This is a genomic window from Paenibacillus sp. CF095 (genome assembly GCF_900101225.1).
Lineage (GTDB): Bacteria > Bacillota > Bacilli > Paenibacillales > Paenibacillaceae > Paenibacillus.
Window position 1 is genome coordinate 3,180,767 of sequence record NZ_FMZN01000001.1, and the last position, 26,951, is coordinate 3,207,717.

The window sequence follows — 26,951 nt, forward strand, 5'->3', positions numbered from 1 at the left end:
GACTTACTCTTCTTCTTTGGGATAGAGTGTTTTTTTGCTTTTTTTGCTTTCCGTTTACCTGTACTGATTGAGGAAATTTTGCGTTTCCTTTTGGACATACCGCTCACAAGAAAATCCCCCCTCCTTGTACACCACGTCAAATCCCCGCATTTTACAATAGTACACTCTATGCCCGGGACTAGCTTTGTGCGCCCCCTATTCAATATACCTATGAAACCTTCAAAGTTAGTGATCAATCAATTACTTTTCTTCAAAAAAATATATTCCCCTCTACTCCCCCCGCAACTCCAACTCCTTAATCGTCAACTTAATTCCTTCTTCAAAAGATGTTGCCACAACTGGGCCAATCCGTTCCACATACTTCTGTCTACTCAAGATCAGGGGTTCCTCGGTCAGATATAACATTTCTACAATTTCTTTCATAACGGGTACACCTAGTCCAATCAAAGACAATCCCACTCTTCCTAACGCCATCACAGGTTTGCTTCTTCCAGCAGCCTTCTGTGCCAATCGCACGATGTCATGACCCGAGATGATCCCCGATCCAGGAATGTTCCAATTCTGTCCATACGTCATCTCTCTGCTTGCCAGCTCCACCACCATGACCGCAGCATCCGGTAAATAAATATACTCTCTTGGCACCTTCATATTCCCGATAAAAAAAGCCATCTTGCCTTTTGCTATCGCTTCAAGGGTTGAACCCAGATAGGAAGCCTGATTGGCCGTTGGGCCATAATAGTCTGGCAAGCGAACAATCATCACCTGAGCTCTGCTCCATCTTGTGCTGAATAACATCTGTTCATAGGCAAGTCGTGTCTTGCCTTTGCGGGTATGTGGCTGTTTCGGATGTTCTTCGGTTACTTCCTTCATTTGTCTTCTGCCATAGGGGTAGATTCCGTCTATTACCACCACATTCAGACCCAAGTGTTCTGCCGCCGCCATCACAGATTCGCCGAGCGGAATCAGCCTGCTCTCCATCTCGTTATAAGGGACATTCGCACAATGAAACATGACATCCGTTTCTTGGGAAACAGCGATAATATCATCCGACCGAAATGCATCTCCCACTGCAATTTGCAGGTGATCCGGTGATCCCAACTTTACCGCAAGTTGCTCCAGTTTTTGACGGGATCGCCCAAATGCAATTGTAACAATACCCCTTTTAATTAATTCTTCCGTAATTGCTGCACCTGTTCCACCTGTCGCTCCAATCACAATAGCTCTTTTCATCGTAGATCGACCTCTCTCACCCATTTAGTTATTGATCAATTACTTACCTGAAAACAATATAAACCATAATTAGTGATTGATCAATAACTAAAATTCAAAAAGGGACTTTCCCTCCCCCTCTATCGTTCCTTCAGCTCCGGCATATCCAGTGCATTAGATACATTACACAACATCCCGATTGCCAGAAAAATCATGGTTCTTTTCAGCGGTTCAGCCATTCCTGCAACGGTGAAAGCTTCCAGTACCATACTTCGTACATCACTAATGCCTTTTTGCATGGCCTGACGAATGACTTCCTCCCGGATCGTTTGCGCCTGCATCTGAAGCAAGATTTCGCTCTTGTGCGATTCCAGAATCTTATCATAGGCTTCTATGAGATCATTCTCTAACTGATCTGGCGTCGCCGTCTCCACCACAATTCGAAACGAATCAATCACCCGTGTCCATGAGACCTCAATTGCAGTTAATAATAAAGCTTCTTTTGTTTTGAAAAAACGAAATATATACGGCTGCGAGATCTGTGCCCGTTCAGCCACCTGGGCTGTAGTCGCACGATAATAGCCAATTTCCGCGAAGACGTCAATTGCTGCAGAGATAATATCATTTCGCCGGTTAACTGACGCTACTGTTTCCTTAGCCATGATAATCCGCCCTCCAATAGTTAGTGATTAATTGATCAATAGCTTGAAGTATAACGAATACTATCCCTCAATGCAAAGGTATCTTGACCTTGTACAAAGCCAACAAACCCGCAGACGCTGGCTCAAGCCGCTGCAGGTGTAGCTTGTCGATCATAGATTCTACCCACTGGAAACCGAAGAGAACATGGATTGTCTGAAACAGTTTCGTACCATGCATTACAAGAGTGTCTGTTCACTGATGGAGAAGTTTGCGCAATCGGGATTCCGAATCCAGCTTCGGACAACTATTACAATATCCATGTGCGTGACTGCCGCTCCCAACCTGATATGCCAAACAACAATATCGGCGTATCAGGAACGGCGGTCCCTGCCACTTGGGATGATCAAAGCGATGCAGCTCGAAGGCAAATGAAAATGCATTTTCATTTTGTTGTTTGTCAAGCCATATGCTTTGATCTTCCTTGATCTGTTCAAGCCGTTCATCTGTCTTCCAAATGCTCCGATCATTGATCATTCGTGCATACAATTGTTGCACATTATGGGCAACCAGAGACCACATGACCTTATCGCTCGCTCCTGTACTAACGGCTACTGCTCGCAGAACAGGTTCCAGATGTAACAGCATTCTCTTCTTGAGCAAGCCGCTCTCTGATCTGCGCTGAACAGGATCTCCACCCTCCAGAAAGGAGCTCTTCAGCCGAGTCTCATATCGCATGCCACCTGCTCCATTCAATTCAAACCGCACATCATCGTCTGCAATGCTAAGTATAGTATCGTATAGACTGAATGCTGAGATTACGGACATAACAAATACGGAGTAACGTTTGGCAAAAAGTGTACCGACGGCCACACTTCCTTTGCCGCCCAGTTGAAGCCCTTGCTGCACAGCCTGTTCATGCAATATCGAGTTTCGTTTCTCATCATTCAGCACATCCTTCACACGAATAGGATACTTGGAATCATCGCAGTCCACTCGAATCGTCGTCACAAAAAATTGCTGTAATGCTTCAGACATCTCTGAAAAATCATGTCTTAGATAACGTCTCATCTATTAATCATGTCTTCAACTTCGTTGATAATCTCGCTTCGCCCAATTGCTCCCCAGCCCTTAAACAACCAGAACGAATCTGTCGTATAGACCTGATCTGCACCAACAGCCGGTACTCCCTTCCAGAGTGAGCTTGCATTGATGTTGTTTAAATACTCATCGGCATTCGGGTCAATCTCCAGAACTACGAAATCAGCATCCACATCTGCAATTTTCTCCATGGACAGGTCCTCACGTTGTTCGGCAGGTGTCACAGTCGTTGGCACAAATCCAAGATCATGATACAAAAGTGTGTTGGTTGGATGTCCTTTTGCCGCGTAAATCTGCAAGGTCTTCTCTCTTACACGCAGATAAGCCAGCTTTTTTTGATCCAGTTGTTCGATCTTCGCCTTTAGTTGCTGCGTCTGCTGCTCTACCTCGGCTATCTTTTCTTTTGCCAGATCCACTTTGTTGTACATCCCGGCAATGGTCAACAGATCCTGTGTCCAATAAGTTGTATCATCTGCATAATCCAGCCATTCAGTACCAAGTACAATCGTCGGAGCGATTTTCTCCAACTGTTCATACGTACTCTCCGCAGTTCGACTCTCAACAACGATGACATCCGGATCAATCTGAAGGATAGCCTCCAGGTTAGGACTATCTGCCGACCCTACCGTTGCAACGCCGGCAAGCTGATCTGCAAGGTAAGGCAAATAATCTCCTCCGTAACGAACTTCTACATTAACGCCTGCTGGTTTCTCACCAATCGTCAACATGTGATCGATGTAAGCAGCAGATAATACCACCATACGATCTATCTTTTGCGGTACAACCGCTTTTCCTTTAAGATGCTCAATCGTTTGCGTACCACTCTCTTCCACAGGTGTATCCTGTTGCGGAGGCGTTGCTTCCGTTACTTCTGATGCCTTGCTACATGCCGTCAGAACAAGCACAAGCAGGGCCAACAGTATCATCGTTGCTGCTCTCTGTCTTACCATTTGTAGTGAATCCCCTCTACTCTTTAATAATAATAATCATTATCACTATAGTAGGGAAAAGCGTACAGGCTTACCATGGATTATTCCACTCTCTTCTCTTGCACAATATCACCGTAAGGTAACCCCAAGTTGCTCTGCCACATATCGCATGGCCCACATGCGTCCGGTTGGACCCAGCGTTTTGAAGAAAATATCTCCTGCATTATATACATGGCCTACTTGAACAGCCTTTAATGCCAACCATGCGCTGGATTGCTGCAATTGCCTCAGTTGAGCACGTGCCTCTTCTGTGGGATCGACCATTACAAACACATGATCCGCGTCGTATAAATGCAAATCGCGAACTTTACTCTCTACAGCCCACTGTTGTTCCGGAAAATCACGAGGCAAATAAAATCCCAGATCATCATACAACAGGGCCCCTGTCTGATTATTCAATCCATACATTCGGTAGAAATGAGAAGTCACCCGGATGAACATGGCACTCTGTTTCCCCCACCTCGATTGAATGCGCCCTCGAAGAACCCGGCTCAGTTCAGCATGTTGTTCTATCCACTGTACAGCCTGCTCGGTGCGGCCCATAATATCCGCCATATACAGAAGCCTCTCGCCAAAATGGTTGGTGTGCTCCAGCATGGTGGTAGGCGCAATACGATGCAGGGAGTCATTTGGCTCCAAACGATCACTTGTAATGATCAGGTCCGGTTGGACTCGCCTCAAATCATCATAGTTCTGATTGAAGCTATCCAGGATAAGTCCCTGATGACTGTGTGCTTGAAGCGCAGGTATGGCAATATGACGAGCCACCCTCTGACCATAGGATAAAGCGGATACTGGCCTCAAACCGAGCGTTATCACATAATCGTCCAACCCGTAATACAAGGTGGCAATGCGATTCACTTTATTTTTCATATACAACGTTGGGGCGATTCCTTCGTTTTTCTTGAAAACTCTGCTGAAATAGTGCTCGTCCTTATAACCCACTTGCTCCGCAATTTCCTTGATTTTATCTGAAGAAAATAACAGTCGCTTGGCCTTTGCCATACGTAGTTTCAGTATATATTCATTCGGGGTCATATTTAATTGCCGTTTGAATGTTCTTATAAAATGATTCACACTAAGCCCTGCCATGCGGGCCATCTGATCAATTCGAATGTCTTCCGTATACTGATGCGTCATATACTCAAGTGCCAAATCCATCCCTGCTACAGGGGGAGTTGCTTCTTTCACGTGCATCATTAACTGAATCAACAACTGATGCAAAAGATGTTTCCTGCGTGTCTTTTCCAGACTCGTGATGGAGTACTTTCCACTCACCAGGGTATCCATCATCTCCTGAATATCGCGTGTATTGGAAGGAACATTAAGTTTGCCCGTCACAGGAACATCAAACGGCTCGGTATACCAAGCATTGCGACTCCGGGTAAGCGCCACACAGGAAAATAAGATGATCTGATATCGAACAGGTGCTTGCAAATCCGTCTGAAACTCCACATGCATTCCTGGCTTCAACAAAAACCACTCGTCTTGAGACACCGTATGTACATTGTTATCCATAGACAAAGATCCCTTGCCAGCGATGACCCTGCAAAGGGCGAACCTTTTCCAGATCCGACGCTGAACAGCCCCCGGATTGCTAGAGTAATGGCAGACGTGGACAGCAGAGAAATGTAGTTGCTCCAGTTGTTTAATCCAATCATTTTCCTCCATGATGACGTCACCTCCCTGTTTGGATCGAACCCTGTAATCGTCTGATTAAACCATATTTTTTGCCTTTCATTTAATTATAGATAGATTGATAACAATTCTCAATAACATAAACAATCAATATTAACTTATCTATTTGGACATCCTATACGGACTACAATGTAACGTAGCGGGATAATAACGCTAGAATCAGCAACATTTTCTAACCTGTTGCAAAATCATAAAAGGCATGATATATTAATTGAGCCATCAATGATTGACGCATCAAATATTGATACATCAATGATCGAGAGCATCCAAATAATCATTAGGCAATGGCATTGTATACTGCAATATTAATCATTGGTTAACATACGCCGTTGTTCATGATTCAGATTCACCCGGGAGGTCTAGTCATGACACGTATTGTTTCCAAAGAAGAACAAATCATCAATCTGTTGAACGTGTTGGGTAATAAAATCAGTCCCAAGTTTGAACGCTGTACAGGTATCAGTTCCTCTCGCTTTGAAATTCTGCATGAGCTGGATCAGGTGGATGAGATTAACCAATCCATGCTGCAGAAAATCATTAATATTGATAGTGCTGCGATTACACGCCACTTGAAACAGCTTGAGGCGGACCTGATGGTTACAAGACGTAAGAATCCCGATGATAATCGGGTCACTTTTGTTCGTTTGACGGACCACGGTCGGAAGCAGATTGAAGGCTACAAAGCAGAGAAGACCAATTTTATCAACCAGATTTTACAGGATTTTAGTGAAGACGAAGTTCAATCACTCGCCGATTTCCTGGAACGTATGCAGAACAATTTCTAAACCCATATATATAGAGGAGAGATCCATTCATGAGTACAATTCAAAGCAAATTCCAAAAAACCAATGATTTTAACGAAATTACCTACGGCCGCCGCTCTGTTAAGCTTTACGATCCTGAAGTAAAAATCAGCCGTGAAGAAATGACTGAAATTCTGGCAGAAGCTTCCCGTGCACCATCTTCGATCAATTTGCAGCCTTGGCGTTTTCTGGTTGTAGATACGGCTGAAGGTAAAGAAAAACTTGCTCCACTTGCAAGATTCAATCAAAATCAAGTGTTGACTTCCTCCGCAGTCATTGGCGTATTCATTGACATGAAAAACGCGGAACATATGGAAGAAATTTTTGGTAAAGCTGTAGAACTCGGTTATATGCCACAAGAAGTCAAAGATATGCAACTCTCAAAAGTATTGCCTTATTATGAAAGTATGCCTGCTTCCGCTATTCGCGAAGTTAATATGATCGACGCTGGCCTTGCTTCCATGCAATTAATGCTTGTAGCACGTGCTCACGGTTATGATACCAACCCAATCGGTGGTTACGAAAAAGATCAAATTGCAGAAGCATTTGGCATGGACAAAGAGCGTTATCAAGCGGTTATGCTGATCTCGATCGGTAAATCGGCCAAAGAAGGTCACCCATCCTACCGTCTGCCTGTAGAAACAATCACAACTTGGGCATAATATCAGGGACGGTTTCCCTGTAAGTCACGATTTTACTAGTTAATAAGCATACATTCTTAACACATTCCAAACAAACACAATATGGAGGTTTTACATTATGATTATCATTCACGCTCATCTGCAAGTTAAACCGGATCAAGAGCAAGCATTCCTCGCAGCTGCGAAAGAACTGATTGCTGCTACACGTCAAGAAGAAGGTAACATCAGCTACGATTTGGCAAAAAGCACAGAACGCGAACAACAATACACGATGATCGAGCTGTGGAAAGATGAAGCTGCTACAGCATCCCACAACACAAGCGCGCATTTCCAAGCTTTTGTTCAACAAGCAGCAGCATTCATGGCCGCTCCAATGAACGTTGAAGTATTTGCTGGAGAACAAGTTAAAGCTTAATAGCTCATTAACTGCCATGCGTATCTTGCATGTGAATAAGCTGCTCTTGGTCATATGACCGAGGGCAGCTTTTTGTATTATCAGGTTAGCCAGTAATTACTGGTTGGCCTTATAAAATGTTCTTTCAGCAAAACCAGTAATTCTACGATCCTCAGATTGACTAAGATAGCTGATTGGGAGCTAAATCATTTCCATTAGAAGATCATCCCCCGTGTATGACGTCGTTTAGTTCTCATGTTTGACCGTAATCACGACATTTCCCCTCTTTCGCCCTGTTTCCACATAACGATAAGCTTCCTGAATTTGCTCCAAGGCATAACGTCTGTCAATCACTGCTTGCATCTCACCAGCCTCCATCAACTCTTTAAGAAGTAGCAGATCCTTTGCAGTGACCCTTGCGATGCCTTGCCCCTCAACAGTGACATATGTGCCGTTAGGTGCCAATAGGTGCCGACACTGACCTTTCGAGACTTTGCCAACTGCATCCAATATCAGATCATACCGCTGACTTGTTTTTGTAAAGTCTTCCTTCATATAATCTATAACATGCTCGGCACCAAGTGACTTCGCGAACTCCACATTCGTTGTACTGCATACCCCCGTCACTTCTGCTCCAAAATATTTCGCAAGCTGTACAGCAGCAGTTCCTACGGCTCCCGAAGCTCCATAGATGAGCACTTTCATTCCCCGTTTAATGTTTCCTTTGCGCAGAAAATATAAGGCCGTAGTTCCACCGAACGGAATTGCTGCTGCTTCCTCATACGTTGCGTTGAGCGGTTTCAGAGCGACTGGATCCTCTTCGGATAGACATATATACTGAGCATGGGCACCAAAAGACAATCCATTGATGGCATACACCTGATCACCTAACTTAAATTGCTTTACTTCCTTGCCAATCGCCGTAACTTCTCCTGCCAACTCTACGCCCAGGACCGAATTTCGAGGTTTTCGGAATCCCAAAAAAAGACGCATCGGTACCCAGTACAGAAACGGAACATTGGAACCACGAACTCTGCAGTCCCCGGATGTTACAGTTGTTGCGTGTATTTTAATCTGAATCTCATGATCTTTGGGTGATGGCTTCGCTATGTCTCTAAGCTGCAACACATCTGGTGATCCATACTTCGTACATATGATAGCTCTCATATCTTTCCCCCCACATGTTCCTGTTTGCCAAGAGTATATCTGGAAGTGGGTTCGGCCCCTAGATACTAAAGTATCGTTTCAAAGATACACCCGTTACAGGAGTTTCCATTCACGTGCTTTTGCCACTGCTTCGGTTCGTCGCTTCACCTGCATTTTGTCAAAAATAATCCGGTTATGTCCTTTCACGGTAGGCAGTGCAATATGAAGTATCTCACTAATCTCCCGATTGGATCTTCCCTGCGCAATGAGATGTAATACTTCGAGCTCTCTCACACTTAACGGATCAATTCGCAGTTCAGAAACGTACGGATATACATCTGTCTCTTCCGAAATCATTTCTATTCTGTTGTCCTCAGCTTCATCAAATGCAGCCAGTAATTGAAGCAAATATAAACGTGAGTCACCGCGTGCTGTTATCCTCTTCAAAAGGCTGTACACAACAACACCTTCGTCTACAAATACACGAATGAAGCCTGATGGCTCTGCCATCATCATTGCCTCAGTCAGGAGCTCCATAGCTTGTGTTCTATTTCCATGTTCCTCATGGATAACCGCCAGAAGGATTGTTGCCTTGAGCTGTTCATCCTTGAAGCCTTTGGTTATGGCCAAGCGAAGACAGGATTCCATCATACCAAGTGCCTCCAAGGTGTTCCCCTGCTTCAGCAATACTCTGGCCTGACTAAGCGCATGATTTCTGTCCCATGATAATCGCATTGCTTTTTTCAGATCGCCCTGACGAAGGAGCACAAGAACGTATGCAGCAGTAATATCAGGGATCACCTTTGTAAAATTTAACCGTTGGGCCGTTTCGTTGATTCTACCTAACATGATAGCGGCTTTATGAAGATCCGCCTTCGCAAGCGTCACTCGGGCGAGCCATAATTCACTTGCAACAACCCTGTCCGTCTGGACAAATTGATGTGCCAACTGCACACTCTGTTGAGCGTGCAACATCGCCACATCAAGGTTATTCCATTCATAATGAACTCGCGCCAGACCCAAATGGGCTTCACATGCAATGGGCAGCGGTGGCTTACCTGCCATATGTATCACCTGCTGATAGGCTTCAGCCGCCAGGTGTAGCTGATTGTTGGATTCCTGCATATTCCCCATGCCCAGTGTCGCCATCATCGTGATGATATGATGTCCGATCCTGGTACTGTTCGCTAATGATTCCTCGTAGGACAATTCGGCTTCCACACGTTTTCCCTGAAGCTGGTATGCATATCCTAATGTCCAAGCTGTTGCTGCACGAATGGGCAGATTATGAGGATGCAAATATTTGAGTGCTCGAAGTGACTCCGTAATAATTGTATCCGCATCGTGCCGGCTGACAGCCAGCGTGGCTCGGATGGAAGCGATATGTCCGATGAGATCAGAATTGATCTTTTCAGGTTCCGTATTTTGTAACGCTTGTTCAGCAGACTGCAATCTGGGTTCCACGTCTATCATATGTCCTGACACTAATAACGCAGCCGCATGCATCACCCATAGGGAAGGTATTGAATCCATTTCTGCTGAGGATAGAGAACTCAACCATTGCAAGGCAGGAACAGCACCCCCGCGAAAAAGAAGTGGCATACCTTTACCTTCCAACAGATTCGATGCACGATGAGTATCTGCCGCAGCTACAGCATGATTGAAAGCCTCCAGCTCCATTTGGTGCTTCTCATACCAGATGCTCGCTCGCTTATGTATCTCAGTAACAGACAGATCGGTCTCAGCTGAGCCGGCGTAATTTGAATTCTGGTGTACTCTTGTACGCAATAAATCTGCAAACAGATGATGGTAACGATACCATCGCCTCTCATTATCTAGGGGAACGATGAAAAGATTGGCTTGCTCCAGCCACTCCAACATGTCCTGTCCGGTAAAATCAACGGATTCATGTTCCTTTGGTTCATCTATATCAAAGATCGCATCACACAATGAACCGCATAATCGATCCAACATGCACGTTTTCAACAAAAAGTTCTGTACCTGTTCGGTTAGCCCTTGTAATATTTCTTCCATTAGATAGTCCAGTACAAATGGGTCCCTGCCACTGAACGTTTCCATAAAGTGATTTGGATCAGAATAACCCTGCATGGATAAGGCCGCTAACTGCAACCCGGCAACCCAGCCTTCTGTTCGTTTTTCAAGGAGAGCGACATGTTCCTCTGAAAGTTTCAATCCCATGACCCGATCCAAAAACTCACTGCTTTCGGCAGAAGTAAAACGTAGATCACTACCACGTATTTCAATCAATTCCCCCTTTGCCCGTAGTCGAGCCAAAGGTAACTTGGGTTGCTGACGCGTAGTCATGACGATATGCATATGCGGGGGCATGTGCCTCAGTAAGTAGACAAGCGCTTGATTGATCACTTCTGAAGCCATGAGATGATAATCATCCAGAACAAGTACAAAATGATTTGTTATTTCAGAAACTTCATTAAGAAGGTATGTAATAATGGTCTCGAGAGGTGGCGGCTCGGAAGATTGAACAAATCCCATGATTCCTTCAGCAAGTTGGGGGACAATCGTCTGTAACGAAGCACATAGATATGTCAAAAAACGTGAAGGATCGTTATCCGCTTCTTCCAGCGAAAGCCAAGCAGTATCTATTGAAGAAGACTTAACCCATTGATTGACTAGTAGTGTTTTTCCTGATCCTGCAGGAGCAGAGACCAGTATAAGTTTAGCGTGCATCCCCTCGCCCAAACGGACATACAGGCGGGGACGATCGACTACATGGGAGCGCTGAACTGGAATGGTTAATTTCGTAGATAAGATCGGTGCATACATGAGCCAAACCTCCATTCAAGGGTCTCGAACAGCAACTGTATCGTTTCATATATCGTTTTGGCATCTATACTACCATAAAAATCAAAAAGACACGCCATAAAAGACGTGTCTTTATTATTAGTAGTACATAGATGAATTTAACTTCTGATTAGCACTAGCTGCTAGTATAAATGAATGGCTCTACCTTATACTCTCCGAGCCGGCGTGATGCTTTGCGGATTGTTAAACACATTTTTCGGGTCATACTTGGCTTTGACTCTCCGCAGTCTGGCATAGTTGGCTCCATAGTACACTGGACCGGAATTCTTGATCCCTTGGTCTGGAACGTTGATATAGGAACCCACAATGTATGGTTGCAATTTCTTGCGAGTATTACGAGCGAGTGCAATATTTTTGGCGGCATGGGATGGTTTGAGCCACGTACTGGTCCATTCCACATAGAACTTCTCTTTGCGCCAGAAGAACGCGGTAGATCTAGGTGATTTGCGACTTACCGCTCCGCCCCAGTTGAGGAAATAGAACCCGCCTGGTCCCTCTTCCAAGTTCTCCAAAAATGCGCGCATCGATTTAATCGCTTTGTCGGGGAATGGTTTTCGTCCAAAACCGGACGAGAACTGGTTGCTATACCGTTGAGTCTCGGTCGGATCAGGTTGTAATAAGAACTTCACAACTTCTGTGTAAGGTAACAAACGAACAATGGAACTTGTCGGTTTGCCAACACTCGTAATTGGCTGTAATAAACGGAGAGCCTCTGTTTTAGAGCCTAAGAACAGCCCTTCCATAAGGACGTTGCCACCCTTTTTCGGTCCGATGGACAACTCGCTGCCCAGTCTCGTATCCACAGAGGGAGCCCACCTCTGCCATACTTTAAGTACCTCCTCGAATTGAGACCATGGCCAGGTGATTTTAAATACAGTCGCCTTCGCTGGAGCACGGCGCACTTTGAATTTGTAGCGGGTGTATACTCCGAAGTTACCACCGCCTCCTCCCCGAGAGGCCCAGAAGAGATCTGCATTACGATTTTTATTGGCCCGAATCACTTTTCCTTTGGCGTCCACCATCTCTACCTCAAGCAGATTATCACTGATAAGACCGATGGTACGCTGGAGAGGTCCAATTCCCCCACCTAATGTAATTCCACCGATCCCTACAGTAGGGCTGTCACCAAAAGGAGCTATGAAACCTTGCTTGGCAAGGGTATTCGCAATTCTTCCAACTCGGTTTCCTGTTCCAACAACAACCGTTCCATTTTTTTTATCAAGTTTGATGGAATTCAGATCACTCACATCAATTACAATTCCGCCGTTAACCTGTGAAAGATTAACCTCAAGTGCATGCCTGCCGCTTCGCGGCCTGATCGGTACATTATTTTCACGAGCCCATCGGATAGCGTTGGAAACATCTTTCGTCTTTTGGGCAAAAACAAAAACTTTAGGATATTTGTCGGTATGCGGGTCCCAGTTCTTGCGCGCGGCTTCATATCCTGGATCACCCTTGTAAATAACCCGTCCGGTTAGCTTTGTTGATGATTTCACACGTCCCACTCCCTGCTGAATAATCGTCCTACAGCCTCTACTGCATCAAGCACTTTATACTGTATGACGGACATTCGCGGAGGGAATGGGCTGGTGCCCTTAATTTCAAGGTTCGTGTTTCGGATTGAGTTAGGCCACAGAACAGCCTTGAGGAAAATCCCTTTTATCTCGAAACTAGTCGCTGCCCGAATCGGAATCAATTCTGATTAACTTGCGTGCTTCCTGTTCTTTTTCACCATACCAGACGAGCACGTCGGCAAATAAATCCATGATGCGAACAAAGTTCTGCTTATCCACTTCTGAAATCTGATCTGCATACTTGAAAATTTCATCAAAGCAAAGCTCCCTTACAAATTCGGTATACTTCGCATATACCTCGCGACCTTTCGGCGAAGGTTTGACGTATATGTCTTTGCGGTTACCGCTTAAATGAAATTTTTCGAGCAGGCCTTTTTCCGTCAGATTCTTCACGTTCTTGGAAAATGTACTGCGGCTTACGCCCAGGCGTGCCGCCATTTCCGACATCTTCTCTTCTTTGTCCTCGGCTTCCAGAATGTATTCCAGCGTCTGAATCTGTGAAGCCGAGAACATCATGTCTGTACCATAACTTCGCTGCAGCTTATAAGTGTTTGAGTACGCATTACCGTATTTTATAATTTTCTCAATCAGTTCCCGATGGTCGCCCATCCAATCTAATTTCATGAGTAATCCCTTTCATATTCAGATTCTCTCTTACTCTACTGAAATCAGATTCGTTTTTCAATCCATGTAATTGCTTCTTCAATAACATCATCACGAGTTGGTTCATTAAATATCTCATGCATCAGATGAGCATATATTTTGAGTGTTTTATCCGTCGAAGCGATATCGCCGTAAAAGTCACGAGAATCCTTTTCGCTGACCAGTCCATCATTGGCTCCATGCAGTACAAGCACGGGATCTGTAAACTGTTTGGCGTTCTCCTTGAGCCATGTTATGCCATTTCCCAAGCTGTTAAATAAATCTACAGAGATCTGTTTTTCAACCAGTGGGTCTTTCGCGTAAGCGGATACAACTTCAGGATCGCTGCATACGCCGCTGCCCAGCTCATTTGGGAAATACGTGCCTGTAGGAAGATCCATCGGCAGTTCTCCGGCAACTTTTGTATTGTAACGAGTGAGCGCTCCGGATAGCACGATGCCTTTGACCTTGCCAGGATATTTCGTTCCAAAGGATGAGGTTGCAAAACCGCCCATACTATGTCCGATGACAAACAGCGGAAGATCTCCGCTCTCTTGCAATGCCGCCTCGACAATGACATGAACATCTTCAATAAGATGATCAAATTCTTTATAAAATGTACGCTGTCCTTCCGATCTGGCATGACCGCGATGGTCAAACCGATATACGTTAAACCCGCGCTGGCTCAGCTTCTCTGTCACATAATCGTAGCGCCCTGCATGCTCAGCTAGTCCGTGTACAATAACGACAGCGGCTTTTGCATTTTCTACTGTATCATTGCTGAAATAAAGCTGTGTACCGTCAAAGGATTGAATCTTTGTCTCAATTTTAGTCATCGTTTCCCCGTCCTTTTTGTGATGTCCAAGCTTAAGCTCCGAGAGATCATTTCCTCCGCCCTACCATGGACACGCTTATTATTATTTCACTTAAAAATAATATTGTTTCTCACAGAAACAATATATCATCCGACATAACTGTTGTCCACAGTAATTTTAAAGCGTTTTCAAACAAAACTCACTGATTAAACAGATAAAAAAGTGGACGGAAAAAGTTCTTCCGCCCAACTTTATTATCAGAGTGAATCAATAGCAACTGCCCTATACTTAACGTGTCTACATCAAACCCAACACATTATAGATCATCACTGCTGCTTCTGCACGGCTAGCATTCTTCTTCGGTGCAAACTCATCGTTGCCTACACCGTTTATTATGCCCGCTCCCTGAATTGCCTCTACCGCTTGCTTCGCATAACTTGCGATGTTTGCTTCATCCTTGAAGGCTGTAACTTCACCACTTACTAACGCTAGTTGCTTCATTTGGATCGCCTTGTATACCATAACCGCCATATCTTCTCGCGTAATGTTCTCATGAACTCCGAATCTTCCATTTGGTTTCCCGTTCACAATCCCCAGCTTCTGCGCGGTTGCGATATTTCCATGGTACCATTCTCCTTGCTTCACATCACTAAAACTTGTCGTTGCGCTCTCATCCGATAGCTCAAACATATTCATCAGCATGGTGATGAATTCTGCTCGTGTCACTCGACCATTCGGATTAAACTCTCCGTCGCCTACACCCTTCACAATGCCTCTTGCTCCCAATGCTGAGATTGCATCCTTCGCCCAGTCTTGGGTCACATCCTTAAAGCTCGTTGCAACATACGCTACCGTATACTTGCGCAGATACGTTGGCTTGAACTCTACTTTTCCTGTCGCTGCATTGTATTTACCATTCGTCACCACTCTTAACTCTCCGTTGTCCTTCACATCGTATACGACGACGTTGTTTGGATTTTCGTTAGCCTTTAGTGTGTATGGCAATTCAATCACGAGATCATCTCTGCCATCAAACTCTGCAAGTTTCTTACCATCCATCGTTAGCTCGATATCGTATACGACTTCACCGTTCAGCTGAGCTGGGGCGCCAGCTGGCAGTTGATTAGCTGCGATTTTCTTAATCGACAATCCTAACGTTTTCCCCGCATTTGTTCCTGTTCCAAGCAGTTCGGTTGCCACGGTTACGACTGCAGAGCCTGTGTTGATCTCGATGCGATCTACCGTAGAAGATCCACTTGTTAAACGCGGATCTACGGCTAGCTCAATCGTTAGCCCGTTCAAGCTTGCATCAGCTTCAACTCGCATGTGTAACTTACCGCCTGTCATTTGATCAAGCGCACGCTTCATTGTATCCGCACTTAACTTCACTTCAGAAGTACCGCTCTCATTTACAACTGGTTTAATATTTATTTGGCCGTTGTCCATGACCACTGGCTCACTTCCACCTGGAGCTGTTGGTACTGTAGGTGCAGGGATGTTACCGTCACCGCCACCATTTCCATTACCACTGCCTGGTGCTTGTGGTGTTCCATCAACCAATGGTGTTACCGTTACCGTAGCGCTGGATGATAAACCACCATCCACTGTAGTTACTGTAATCCTTGCTGTTCCTGGTGCCACCGCTGTTACTTGACCTGTCGCACTTACAGTCGCTACAGCTGTATTGCTTGAGCTCCATGTTACTGCTTTTTTCGTTGCATTAGCTGGTGCTACCGTAGCTGTCAATTGCCCTGATTGACCTTCTACGATGGACAACGTTGTTTTGCCCAAGCTAATTCCGCTAACGGGTACGGTCTTCCCGTTGAGTGCATCATACTCACTTTGTGTAATTGGAATTACCGTTCCGTGACGCGGACTAGCTGGTAAGTTGTAGTTAGAAGCTAATGTCCAGACACCTGATGCAAGATTGGTTGTCTCGAATGGAACATAACCTCTTCCACCAAACTCATCTACGAATAAATACCATTTTTCATCTGTATTCGATTTGAAGATCGTTGGACCCTCGACCCATTTGATGTTACCAACGCCTTGATTAATCATCTTGAAGGTTGGATCTAAGATCGAGTCACCCACCTCTTGGAAGATCATCTTGCCAAATGGAGCAGAAGCTCCGTTGTTTTGCTCATCCTTCGTAAAGCGATACACTTTTCCTTCATGCTCAATCATCGTTGTGTCAATGATGGAATATCCATAATCCAAATATACTTGCGGTTCAGTAAACGTATAGAAATCTCTTGTCTTGCTATACATCATTTTTTGATAAGCACTGCCTGTATGAGATGCATCCTCAAACATTCTTGATGCCCAAAATACGATATATTCACCCGTTGTCTTGTCGTACATAATTTCTGGTGCCCATGTATTACCCGCTTCTTCCGGTGCAACCTCTACCATGCGTTGATCTGTCCAGTTGACTAGATCATTCGATTCCCAAACCATAATGGAACGACTGCCCCATGTCTGTGCTCTACCCCAGTCACCATTGCCGTTAATTTTCAGATCGGTAGCGATCATGTAGAACTTATCACCTTCAGGCGAACGAATAATGAACGGATCACGTACACCCTTTTCCCCTAAGGTAGAGGTCAATACAGGTTTACCATTATTCAATTCTCGCCAGTCCAACGGATCATTACCGTTACTTAGTGCAAAGTAAACTTGCTCGCCTGTTGCAGTACCTTCTCCAGTGAAATATGTGAAAAAGTATCCCGCATAATTTTCATCAGCAGGCAGTTCCTTCACCTTTGCAATGAATTCCTTCGTCGTGGATGCTGAATTTAATGTAATCGTAGCTGTAAGCTTCACGTCTACATTTCCACTACCGTGTGCCGGACGTTTTACTTCTCCAGTAACTGAAACGACGTTTGTTTGTACAGAAGCCCAAGTAATTGTTGTTCCATATAGTCCGGATGTTGGTAATTCGATATGGCCTCTTACATCATTAATGTTATGAACGACTAGTGCTGCTTTTGCTTCATCTACAGAAGTGCCATCGTTTGGCAATGCCTTAACCGTCAACTGAAAAGTTTTGTTAACTGTCTCTGTACCCTCTGTAAATACTGCTGTTAACGTTACAACTTGATCACCTTTTGCATTAGCTGGTCTAGTTACGGCACCTGTAGTGGAGATGACATTCTCCTTATCTGAAGTCCAGCTTATTGTTGTGCCATAAGCGCCTGATGTTGGCAATGTTACATTGCTTATAATCGCATCTTTTGATGCATTAGAAGCAAGAAGATCATTAATCGTTAATTTCTCGGTCGCTGCCGATACAAGCATGCCCTCCATTAAAGCAATCTTCTGATCTGAATGGGCCTTAAGTGATGTAATATCTGCCGCAGTCATAGCACCATCATAGATTTGGAAGTCTGCAATCATACCACCGAAGTATGGATCAGCTGGATAGAATGACTTACCGATATATCCACTACTGCCTGAAGTATTTTTTATTTGTTCTAGTGTCATCCCATTCGTTGAGCCTGATGCAACTGCAACACCATCAATATAAAGCGTTAGTGTACCATCCGTGCCTGAAACAACAGTCGTAACTACTTTCCATTCATTATTCTTTAAGCCTGTGGTAGAAGTTGATGACTCATTATTCCAAGCATTCGTCGCGATACCAAGGCGAGCTAGACCGTTAGCATTATAACGTGGTGTGAAGTACGTATAGTGCGTGTTATTGTCTGGTCTTCCTAATGCATACAACCACTCCGCAGCGTTTTTACCGCTCCAGTTCACAATGGATGAAACGGTCATATCCGTTAATCCATCGAGAACTCCTTGTGGCAGCTCTACATAAGAGTTAGTTGTGCCACCAGTAAAGCCTAGTACACCGGCATCTTGTGTACGAATCCATTCTGCTTTAGACGGATTCATCCATTTTCCGTTGAAATTTCCTGTTTGGTCAATAACCGCGGCACCATCGATATCATTCATATCGTAGTGAAGAATGAGCTCTGCCCCGGATGGCTGCTCTACTGGAGGAGTAACGTCTTCATCAGCTAATGTTGCAATCTCTTCAACGGATAATGCACGATTATAAATACGGAAATCATCCAATTTACCATCAAATAGACTATGAGAGCCGTTTCTCGATTTACCAATATAATTTATCGTTGTTTCCAGTAACATTCGCGGCTCAACGTTAAATGTCGAGCTACGTTTAACCTCTAGACCATTCACATACAATACTGCATCAAATTCATCCATTGTAATGGCAACATGCTGCCAAGTCTTCGTTGGTAATAGTCCAGAATTTCTCACCGCATATTTATATTCTGATCCTAGTCGCGTGCTGTCATTGCTAAATTTCTCTGTAAAAGGTGTTACGACAGCGAACTCCAAACTACCTGTATCCCCTTGTGTGCTCAAGTACATGGTGTTGCGGTTAACCTGTCTGCCTGTTTCAGAAGCAAAATCAAATATTCTTTGATTTGCTTGATTTCTGTCCATTTGAACCCATGTAGAGAACGTAGCCTTCTCAAGATTCAAAGATTCAATCAAGTTATCTGGCAGCTTCACATATCCTGTTGATCCATTAAGCTCTAGTGCACCACCCGTTTTACCGATACGATCCTCTTCATTAATCGTTGCTCCACCTACTAGTGTTGCGTGATGGCCATTACCAGAAATGTCGTTCAACGTTGTACCATTCACTGTATTTGCATCAAATGAGTAATGTACAACCGGGTCTGTTGATGGTGCTGGACCTTTCCATGCATACTTCTCTTGCAAAGCATCATACTCTGCACGTGAGATTGGAATTACCGTTCCGTGTCGTGGTCCTGGCGGAAGTGCATATTGATCACTACTTAATACATTGTTAATATATTGCGTGCTACTATCCAAATCTGTTGTATATCGGACATGATATGGCCATGAATCAAGGAACAGATACCATTTGTCTTTTTTATTATCTTTAAAAATCGTTTGCCCTTCGTTGTTTCCATTATTTCCGATCAAGCCAAGTTTATTGTCACGTGTACCCGGAACTGCGTCGTATTGAAGGCCGTTTGCTGCAATACCGTCCTTGTCATCGTAGAAAGTTGGTGCTTTCTCCACATACACTTTAGTATTCACTTCTGATTTGGTGAATCGGTACAACATATCATTATGCTCAATAAACGTCGTATCAATGGTTGGAAGTGACTCATCAATCATGACCTTTGGCTCAGAGAAGTTGTAGAAGTCTCTTGTTGTTGCGTAGTACATCACATTGTACTGACCTTCCGGTCTTCCGTTATAATCACCATATGTCTCTGTGTTTTTCATCGATGATGCCCAAAATACGATATACTCTCCAGTTACTGGATCGTAGATTGCTTCTGGTGCCCATGTATTTCCTCCAGTCTTAGGAGCAACCTCGATCATACGCTGCTCGCCCCAATGAACGAGATCCTCCGACTCCCAAATCATCATGTAATGACTACCCGTAATTTGAGCTTGGTCGAAATTTGTACTTTCGCCCATTTTCAAATCGGTTGCCAGCATATAGAATTTATCACCTTCTGGTGACCGAATAACAAATGGATCACGAAGTCCTTTTTCACCCATATCGGATTGAAGGATCGACTTACCATTATTCAGCGCTTTCCAGAACAATGGATCTTCAGCTGTAGCGAAGGAAATCTCTTCACCACCCTCATATTCACCTGTAAAGTACGCAAAGAAGTAAGCATCAAGCTGAACTGGCGCAATTGCTTGTTTAATCGTAACGTTAAACATAAGCTCTTTAGAAGCTGCACCATTCGTAATTGTAGCTATTAGCGTAACAGGCGTATCCGTAGCTTGACGGCTTACCCAACCTAGCTGTGTAACGTTACCAGCCGCTTCAGCCGTTCCTTTAACAACTGCCGGTCTGCTAGATACCCATGTAATTGTGGAGCCTTGTTCACCTGTAGTGACAAGACGTAAGTTCCCTTTAACGTTGTCAGCATTGTAGATCTCTATCTGTTCAGCATCTAAATCAACCTTCTGCTGATCATCGAATTGCTTCAAGATCGTAACAGGGAATATAGCTGTAGTCGATACGCCTTGATACGTTAAAGTGGCCGTAAGCTCTGCTTGAACATTACCTGCCTGAACAGCTGGACGTTGTACAGTGCCATGGTTAGAAATGACAGTAGGATGACTAGAACTCCAAGTAATGCTCACGCCGTTTTTACCGCTTGTCGGTAATGTAACGTTTCTCGTTATCTTATCGGTGCTCTTATCGCCTTCACCTAAGTAACGACTGATGTCAAGTTGATTCGCGGCATCATCAACAGTGAGCTGACGTATTTTTGAGATGTGAGTTGCTCCCTCTTGTTGATATAACTCGCCTACTTCTTGCTCCGTCAACGCGCGATCATATACTCGAAAATCAGCTACGCTACCTTGAAGATACGGATCGTTTGAGAAGATTGACTTACCGATAAAACCAGAGAACGGAGCATCCGAATTAATAATTTCTGACAGCTTTAGTCCCTTCGCATTACCTGAAGCAACCTTAACTCCATCCACGAATAACGTTATCCTATTGCTAGCTTGGGACAAGGACACCGTTACATGCTTCCACTGCCCGCCAATCAGGTTTGAGTTTGCGCTACCTGTAACTAATGCTTCGTTTGGCCAGCCATTTTTGGAGATACCTGTAGCAATCATATTACCTGGTCCACTACCGTGACGTGGTGTTACGAAGAAATATTTGTTCGTTTCTGGTGTTAATACAGTACCCAAACCGAAGATCCAGCGATTCGTACCATCATTCGTCCAGTTCACGATTGAAGATACTGTAATCTCATTCAGACCGTGTAGTAGATCTAGTTCATTTGAGCCCTTAGAAATCTCAACATGTCCACTATTAGATGTAGAGCTTCCACCGTTGAAGGAAATAAAGCCAACCTCACTGTTTGAAATGAATTGTCCATTGTTTGGATTTCTAAATATTCCGTCAAATGTAACTGCCTTGTTGGCAACATCCTTCAGTACGAGTTGACCGTCTACTTCTTCGGTCGTTTTCATGTTGTAATGAAGAATAAGATCATCTTTTAGCGATTTTCCCTTAACGGTAAGGGCTGATGTAGCTGTAAACTCTCCATCTTCCGTCTGTACCGTAATTGTGGCTGTACCTTCACTAACAGCTGTAACTTTACCCGTTGAATTGACAATCGCTACACTGGAGTCACTAGATGTCCAGATAACTCTTTTTTTCGTTGCATTTGAAGGTGAAATAGTAGCCACTAATGTTTCGCTGTCCCCCACTGATAAAATAAATGTAGGTTCATTAAGCGAAACATTCTTAACGGCAATCTGCTCAATAGAGTCATCCTTAGGTAGTAAGGTAACAATAAACTCCTTCGTTGCCTGGCTTCCACCTAAAGAAATGGTTGCAGTTAACGTCACTTGTTGTTCCATTTCTCGTAAGAACACTTCACCAGTTGGACTAACCGCACTCTCATCACTAGAAGTCCATGAGATCATTGCGCCATTGTTATCTTCAGTAGGTAGTTCAAGAGATTCTGTAACTGCCGATATATCACCTAACGTTAGCTCAATTTTGCCTTTTTGTACTTGCTTGTCATTAAATGATTGTTCATATACTACAGCGATATCTTCATTATTTAGTGCCTCTCCGTAAATTCTTAAATCTTGAAAGCTGCCCGCAAAAGTAGCATCCCCTAAATAATTGGAGCGACCGATGTAAGCATGCAAATCCGTACCAAAATTTGCTGTTGTTTTCTCTTTGGCGGTCGTGCCTATATGAACACCGTTAATATAACCTGTAATAGAGCGTTCTGTAATAACCGTCGTATAGTGAACCCATTGACCTTTGTACTGTGACGTAGAAGTGCCTGATACCCCTACCTCAGTCGTCCAAGGCTGGTCAACATTATTGCTATTCGTAAATACTGACTTAAAATCACCACTTGGATTCGATGGATTCAACATCCAGTAATTTGTTGGCAAGTTATTGCCAGCTGCTGGCGTACCGTAGAATAATGCTGAGTAGTTCCCACTCCCCGTGTTGCTCTTGATCCATACAGAAATCGTTGTATTTTCTTGATGATCAAACAAACCCGTAGGAAGCTGAACGTAGTTCGTATTACTATCTGTTCCCCCAGGTAGAGTGAGACCATCGGTGTACGTAATATTTCCTACGGCCGTTCCATGCTTTTTATTACCTGATATATCCTGTACATCCTCAAGCAATGGATAATGCGCCAACATCGTTGGTGTTATTGTGTCCGCTGAAGCTTGATTGCTAAATGGCAGAACAAGACTAAAACAGCTACTAAAGGTCAAAAGAAAAGCTAACATTATGATTGAAATCCGCTTTCGCATAGCATTCTCCCCTTCGGTTAATATTCAGAAGCATACAACCCCTTCTCACCTTTAAAACTAGACCACCTCGCTCAAGGAAATAGAGAAGCACCTTAAAAAGAATGCGCTTACATTTCTTCTCATATTACGTATTCAAGACTTTCAATTCAATGTACTATCTTGTTAATAATGTGGATTTTTTTATTGCAATTTGAAATTGATGCAGACTGCAACACCATTCATATGAAGCAATCTACATGTATGGATGCGCACAAGATTATCAAGACAAATAAACGGCATCTCTGCCGTTCTGAAGGTTTATGTATGGTAGAGCCTAGGAGTTCGGAACCCCTCTATGTTTAAATTAAAGGATTGAACCTCTGATAAACTTAATATATATAGTTGGGCGCTTGTCAAATGGACAATGTGTCCAAATACGATGCGGGTAAGCCGTGGGCCACCGGATCGGAAAAATAAGGAGGATTTTCATTTATGCCAAAACGATTTAGCAGAATGCTCGCGTTCCTCTGTTGCTTGGTAATGGTGATGTCGCTAATGCCTACCAGCTATGCCGCCGCTACTGACAACATCGAGAACGCAGAAGCGAATGAAACACCCATCGCTATTTATGGAACTCCCGAACTCGGGTCAAACGACCCACTCTGGGGCCAGACCATGGAGCATCACATCAACAAAAGCACTGTACCCGCCGATCCCAGACCCCATGCCACGGGCACAGCCAGAATCCTTTGGGACCATGACTACCTATATTCCCGAGTAGTTGTGAATGACAGTAATCTATATCAGGGAGCTGGCGGAGATCACCAGTACGACAGCCTAGAGTTTTATGTCGGCACCGGAACCGGAGGCTCAAACCAATGGCGCGTCAGCGCGACGGGGGTGTTCTCAGGGCAGGCCGCTCCGGGCAGAGCTGCATGGACCCAGATCACGGAAACAGGGTATATCGTGGAGATGAGAATACCCAAAAGAACCTTGACCTTGGAGGAAGGCAAGCTTACCTTTGAGGTTTACATTAATAACTCAACGGAAAAGGGCGGTGACCGCTATGAAGTCGTTTCCAGTTTCGGAGATCCGGACGCGGCTTATAGCAGTTCTGTTTCATTTACAGACAGCCTGCAGCTCACCTTAGCCAATGAAGTCGACACCAGATTTTCAATCACCGCCACTGCGGGACCGGGCGGCTCTATCATGTCCAACCCACCCGGCGATGTTCTCAGAGTTGATCGGGGCTCTAACAAAGACATTACGTTTACCCCTGATTACGGCAAAATTGTAGATACTGTAACGGTAGACGGCGAGACCGTGACTCTCTCTGCTGGCACGTATACCTTTACGAATATTGAAACAGACCATACCATTCATGTGACATTCAAAAATGATCCGGACGCGGGGATACTCCCCTTTATCGTATGGAATGACAACTTCGCCAGTGGCGAATACACAACGGCTGTCATCATTGACTTAGGCGAGGGGAAGGCTGCGTTAGGCTCCGAGCTTAATCCGGGCTTGTTTACTTTGTCAGCTAGGAACACGACTCTGAACGGCGAAGCGGTGACCTTTGAAGGACCACGCAAAATCACAAGGGTATACGCTAATGACGAGCCAAAAGTACGCGGCTATGTGGGGCAGGTTAACAATTCACCAGATTATCAAGACGGACTGGCGAGCGGTCGTTACATCGTCGTTGAGTCTGAGTTTTATTCAGAGAGCGGCGGCAATACAACGCTGGATGGCAGCAGTAACTCGACAAAGCAGGTTTACACCATTGTCCAAAAAGGCGAAATCATACTGACAGAAGGAAATCCGCTTCACAACGTGGTTTTTGAACAGGAAAAGGTTGCGAATCCAATCCTCGATAAGTTCACTACTTTCACGGACAATTCGGTCAATCGTTCGCTCTACCTTCACAGGGATGATGATGGTAAGGTGATGAAAGGATTGCCACTGTATGTTTATACTCACGGCATGTCACGCGGCGGCACAAACGCTGCGACAGACCAAAAAGCGGCCATGAAATCCGCCAACGGCTCAGTCGCTCTAATGAAAAAGATGGAGCAAAATCCCGATAAGTACGCCAGCCATGTACTGAATATTTCCTATAATGGCGTATCTGTTCCCTCAACAGAAAATGTTAAGAAGGTCATAGACGCCTTGATTGCTAGCGGCGAAGTAGACCCTAATCGTGTTTACGCAGCAGGCTTCTCCTGGGGCGGCCAGTATACCAACAACTTAGTTAACAGCTACCCTGGCTTCTTTGCTGCCGCTGCACCTATGGCCCCGGTAAGCGGTTCACCGAACGCTAAGGACAATGACGCTCACAACAACCTGGCCTATTGGATGTTTTTAAATGCTCATAATGTTGGAGGCTACCAGACTAACCTCAATAACTTCATCAATAACAATATTCCGAAAATGATCAACGCAAGGGCTTCACGCTTTGAGAGTAATGAGGCTCTTACGTGGCCCTACAATCAATTTGATCAGCCGAATCTGAGGCCTAATCCTGCCAATACACCTGTTATGGCTGATTATATAGCACATGAAGTGGAAGCAGCGGTTCTTTACAATCAGATAACTATGGGAACTTGGAGTATAGCTCCCACGGCGCAGTCCTCTAACTTGCCGGCTTGGAACAATGACTACACAGATGTCTTTGATTGGATGTTCGCGCAGAGAAAACCGGTCGTACCCAGTGCACCGAGCGGCTTCAAGGCGACAGCCGGTGACGGACAGGTCACATTGAGCTGGACCGCCCCTGCTGACGACGGCGGCAGTGCGATCTTGGGCTACAAGGTATGGTATGGCAACGTTACGCCGGTCACACTGGATGCGGCGGAGACCAAATATACCTTCAAGAACCTGACAAACGGTCAAGGATACAACTTCACCATCATCGCGGTGAACGCAAAGGGCGACGGCGCGGAGATCAGTGCGACGACGACGCCGATGAAGACGACGAACCCCACTGTGCCTGATTCTGGCGGCAATACGGGCAACACCGGAAATACCGGCAACATCGGTAATACGGGCAACACTGTCAATACGGCCACCGGGACAGACGCTGGAACGCCAAAGTCGACCTACACAGTGAATACACCGAAGGATAAACCCGCGGTCACAGACAAAAACGGCAACACCACCCTCCCCGGCGGCGGCGAGATTGCAACCAAAGGCGGGACGAAGATTAAGGTGCCCGAAGGCACAACGATAGACTCAAACGGTAAGGTAACCATTCCGGCAGACAAGAGCGCCGAAGTGACACTACCCGGCGGCGACAGCACAGTGACCATTTCGGGCGGCTCGACGATCGCGAGCGACGGTACGGTTACAGTAGGTGGCAAAGACGCGCATGTGAACCTGCCCAATGGCAACCGTGTGGATATCCACGGCGGATCGAAGATACGGAGCGGCGGAGCGGTTGTGGTAGGACCGAGTGGCGCAAGAGTTGGCTTAGACAACGGCATCTCGCTGAACATCCGTGAGGCTACGGAGCTGGCGTTTGATGACGCCACCCCACTGGGCCTCCTCGTGATATCGGGCAATCCTTTCAGGGATGCCAACATGGACGACTGGTTCTACAACGATATAAATTTCGCCTACACATACGATCTTTTCAACGGCACGACGTCCACAACGTTCTCACCAGGCACCGCAATGACGCGTGCAATGTTCGTGCAGGTACTGGCCAATCTTGAGAACATAAACCTCTCCAGCTATACGAGTTCCCGCTTTAACGACGTGACGGACGGACAGTGGTACACGGCGGCAGCCGAGTGGGCAGCCGAAAAAGGCATAGTCAATGGTACAAACGCAGACCTGTTTGACCCCAATTCACCGATGACGCGCGAGCAGATGCTGGTGATCCTGTACAACTACATGAAGTACAAGGGCTATGAGATACCTGAAAGCCACTCAAAGTCCTTCGCGGACGAGAGTGAGATCAGCTCTTGGGCATTGGAGGCCGTTCAGGCACTGCGGGACATCGGCATCGTATTAGGCAAGCCGGACAACTTTTTTGCTCCCAAAGCCAACGCCACCCGCGCCGAAGTAGCCACGATCTTTGTAAGGTTCGTTGAATATCTGGCTAAGTGAAAGCGTATACAGAAAAAT

15 protein-coding genes are annotated in these 26,951 nt (G+C 45.1%); 4 read left to right on the forward strand and 11 right to left on the reverse strand.

Annotated features, from left to right (window positions below):
• Window positions 1-270: 270 nt before the first annotated feature.
• The 5 genes from BLS69_RS13805 to BLS69_RS13825 all read right to left on the reverse strand — a co-directional run bounded on the left by BLS69_RS13805 (window position 271) and on the right by BLS69_RS13825 (window position 5,609).
• On the reverse strand, window positions 271-1,230 hold the full coding sequence (locus BLS69_RS13805; protein ID WP_091032351.1) for an NAD-dependent epimerase/dehydratase family protein: 960 nt from the start codon (window positions 1,228-1,230) through the stop codon (window positions 271-273).
• Between the two features lie 119 nt (window positions 1,231-1,349).
• The gene (locus BLS69_RS13810; RefSeq protein ID WP_091032354.1) at window positions 1,350-1,871 is read right to left on the reverse strand and encodes a TetR/AcrR family transcriptional regulator; all 522 of its coding nucleotides are present in this window, start codon (window positions 1,869-1,871) and stop codon (window positions 1,350-1,352) included.
• A 232-nt stretch (window positions 1,872-2,103) separates the two neighbouring features.
• Window positions 2,104-2,886 (reverse strand): hypothetical protein, encoded by a 783-nt coding sequence (locus tag BLS69_RS13815; RefSeq protein WP_143023575.1) that lies wholly within the window; start codon window positions 2,884-2,886, stop codon window positions 2,104-2,106.
• Between the two features lie 29 nt (window positions 2,887-2,915).
• Entirely contained in the window at window positions 2,916-3,899 is a 984-nt protein-coding gene (locus BLS69_RS13820) for an ABC transporter substrate-binding protein (protein ID WP_091032359.1), read from the reverse strand.
• 108 nt (window positions 3,900-4,007) lie between these two features.
• Window positions 4,008-5,609, reverse strand: a complete 1,602-nt coding sequence (locus tag BLS69_RS13825; protein ID WP_091032361.1) for an AraC family transcriptional regulator — start codon at window positions 5,607-5,609, stop codon at window positions 4,008-4,010.
• 392 nt (window positions 5,610-6,001) lie between these two features.
• On the opposite strand from BLS69_RS13825, the gene BLS69_RS13830 reads away from it, so the two are divergent.
• The 3 genes from BLS69_RS13830 to BLS69_RS13840 all read left to right on the forward strand — a co-directional run bounded on the left by BLS69_RS13830 (window position 6,002) and on the right by BLS69_RS13840 (window position 7,495).
• The gene (locus BLS69_RS13830; protein WP_074094402.1) at window positions 6,002-6,421 is read left to right on the forward strand and encodes a MarR family winged helix-turn-helix transcriptional regulator; all 420 of its coding nucleotides are present in this window, start codon (window positions 6,002-6,004) and stop codon (window positions 6,419-6,421) included.
• A 29-nt stretch (window positions 6,422-6,450) separates the two neighbouring features.
• Window positions 6,451-7,101, forward strand: a complete 651-nt coding sequence (locus BLS69_RS13835; protein WP_091032364.1) for a nitroreductase family protein — start codon at window positions 6,451-6,453, stop codon at window positions 7,099-7,101.
• Window positions 7,102-7,198: 97 nt separating this feature from the next.
• Window positions 7,199-7,495 carry a putative quinol monooxygenase gene (locus tag BLS69_RS13840; RefSeq protein WP_017689458.1) on the forward strand — a complete coding sequence of 99 codons (297 nt, stop codon included), beginning with the start codon at window positions 7,199-7,201 and terminating at the stop codon, window positions 7,493-7,495.
• 225 nt (window positions 7,496-7,720) lie between these two features.
• Here the strand turns inward: BLS69_RS13840 and BLS69_RS13845 are convergent, their stop codons facing one another.
• From BLS69_RS13845 to BLS69_RS13870, 6 genes are all read right to left on the reverse strand, one after another.
• On the reverse strand, window positions 7,721-8,641 hold the full coding sequence (locus tag BLS69_RS13845; protein WP_091032367.1) for an NAD(P)-dependent alcohol dehydrogenase: 921 nt from the start codon (window positions 8,639-8,641) through the stop codon (window positions 7,721-7,723).
• A gap of 93 nt (window positions 8,642-8,734) precedes the next feature.
• On the reverse strand, window positions 8,735-11,425 hold the full coding sequence (locus tag BLS69_RS13850; RefSeq protein WP_091032370.1) for a winged helix-turn-helix domain-containing protein: 2,691 nt from the start codon (window positions 11,423-11,425) through the stop codon (window positions 8,735-8,737).
• Window positions 11,426-11,610: 185 nt separating this feature from the next.
• Window positions 11,611-12,960, reverse strand: a complete 1,350-nt coding sequence (locus BLS69_RS13855; protein WP_091032373.1) for an FAD-binding oxidoreductase — start codon at window positions 12,958-12,960, stop codon at window positions 11,611-11,613.
• A gap of 174 nt (window positions 12,961-13,134) precedes the next feature.
• Window positions 13,135-13,662 (reverse strand): MarR family winged helix-turn-helix transcriptional regulator, encoded by a 528-nt coding sequence (locus BLS69_RS13860; RefSeq protein ID WP_091032375.1) that lies wholly within the window; start codon window positions 13,660-13,662, stop codon window positions 13,135-13,137.
• A gap of 44 nt (window positions 13,663-13,706) precedes the next feature.
• A complete protein-coding gene (locus BLS69_RS13865) occupies window positions 13,707-14,516 on the reverse strand; it encodes an alpha/beta hydrolase (RefSeq protein ID WP_091032378.1) in 810 nt (269 codons plus the stop codon).
• 276 nt (window positions 14,517-14,792) lie between these two features.
• The gene (locus BLS69_RS13870; RefSeq protein ID WP_091032381.1) at window positions 14,793-22,841 is read right to left on the reverse strand and encodes an immunoglobulin-like domain-containing protein; all 8,049 of its coding nucleotides are present in this window, start codon (window positions 22,839-22,841) and stop codon (window positions 14,793-14,795) included.
• A 471-nt stretch (window positions 22,842-23,312) separates the two neighbouring features.
• Here BLS69_RS13870 and BLS69_RS13875 point away from each other — a divergent pair, with 471 nt between their 5' ends.
• On the forward strand, window positions 23,313-26,933 hold the full coding sequence (locus BLS69_RS13875; protein ID WP_091032384.1) for an S-layer homology domain-containing protein: 3,621 nt from the start codon (window positions 23,313-23,315) through the stop codon (window positions 26,931-26,933).
• The last annotated feature ends 18 nt before the right edge of the window (window positions 26,934-26,951 follow it).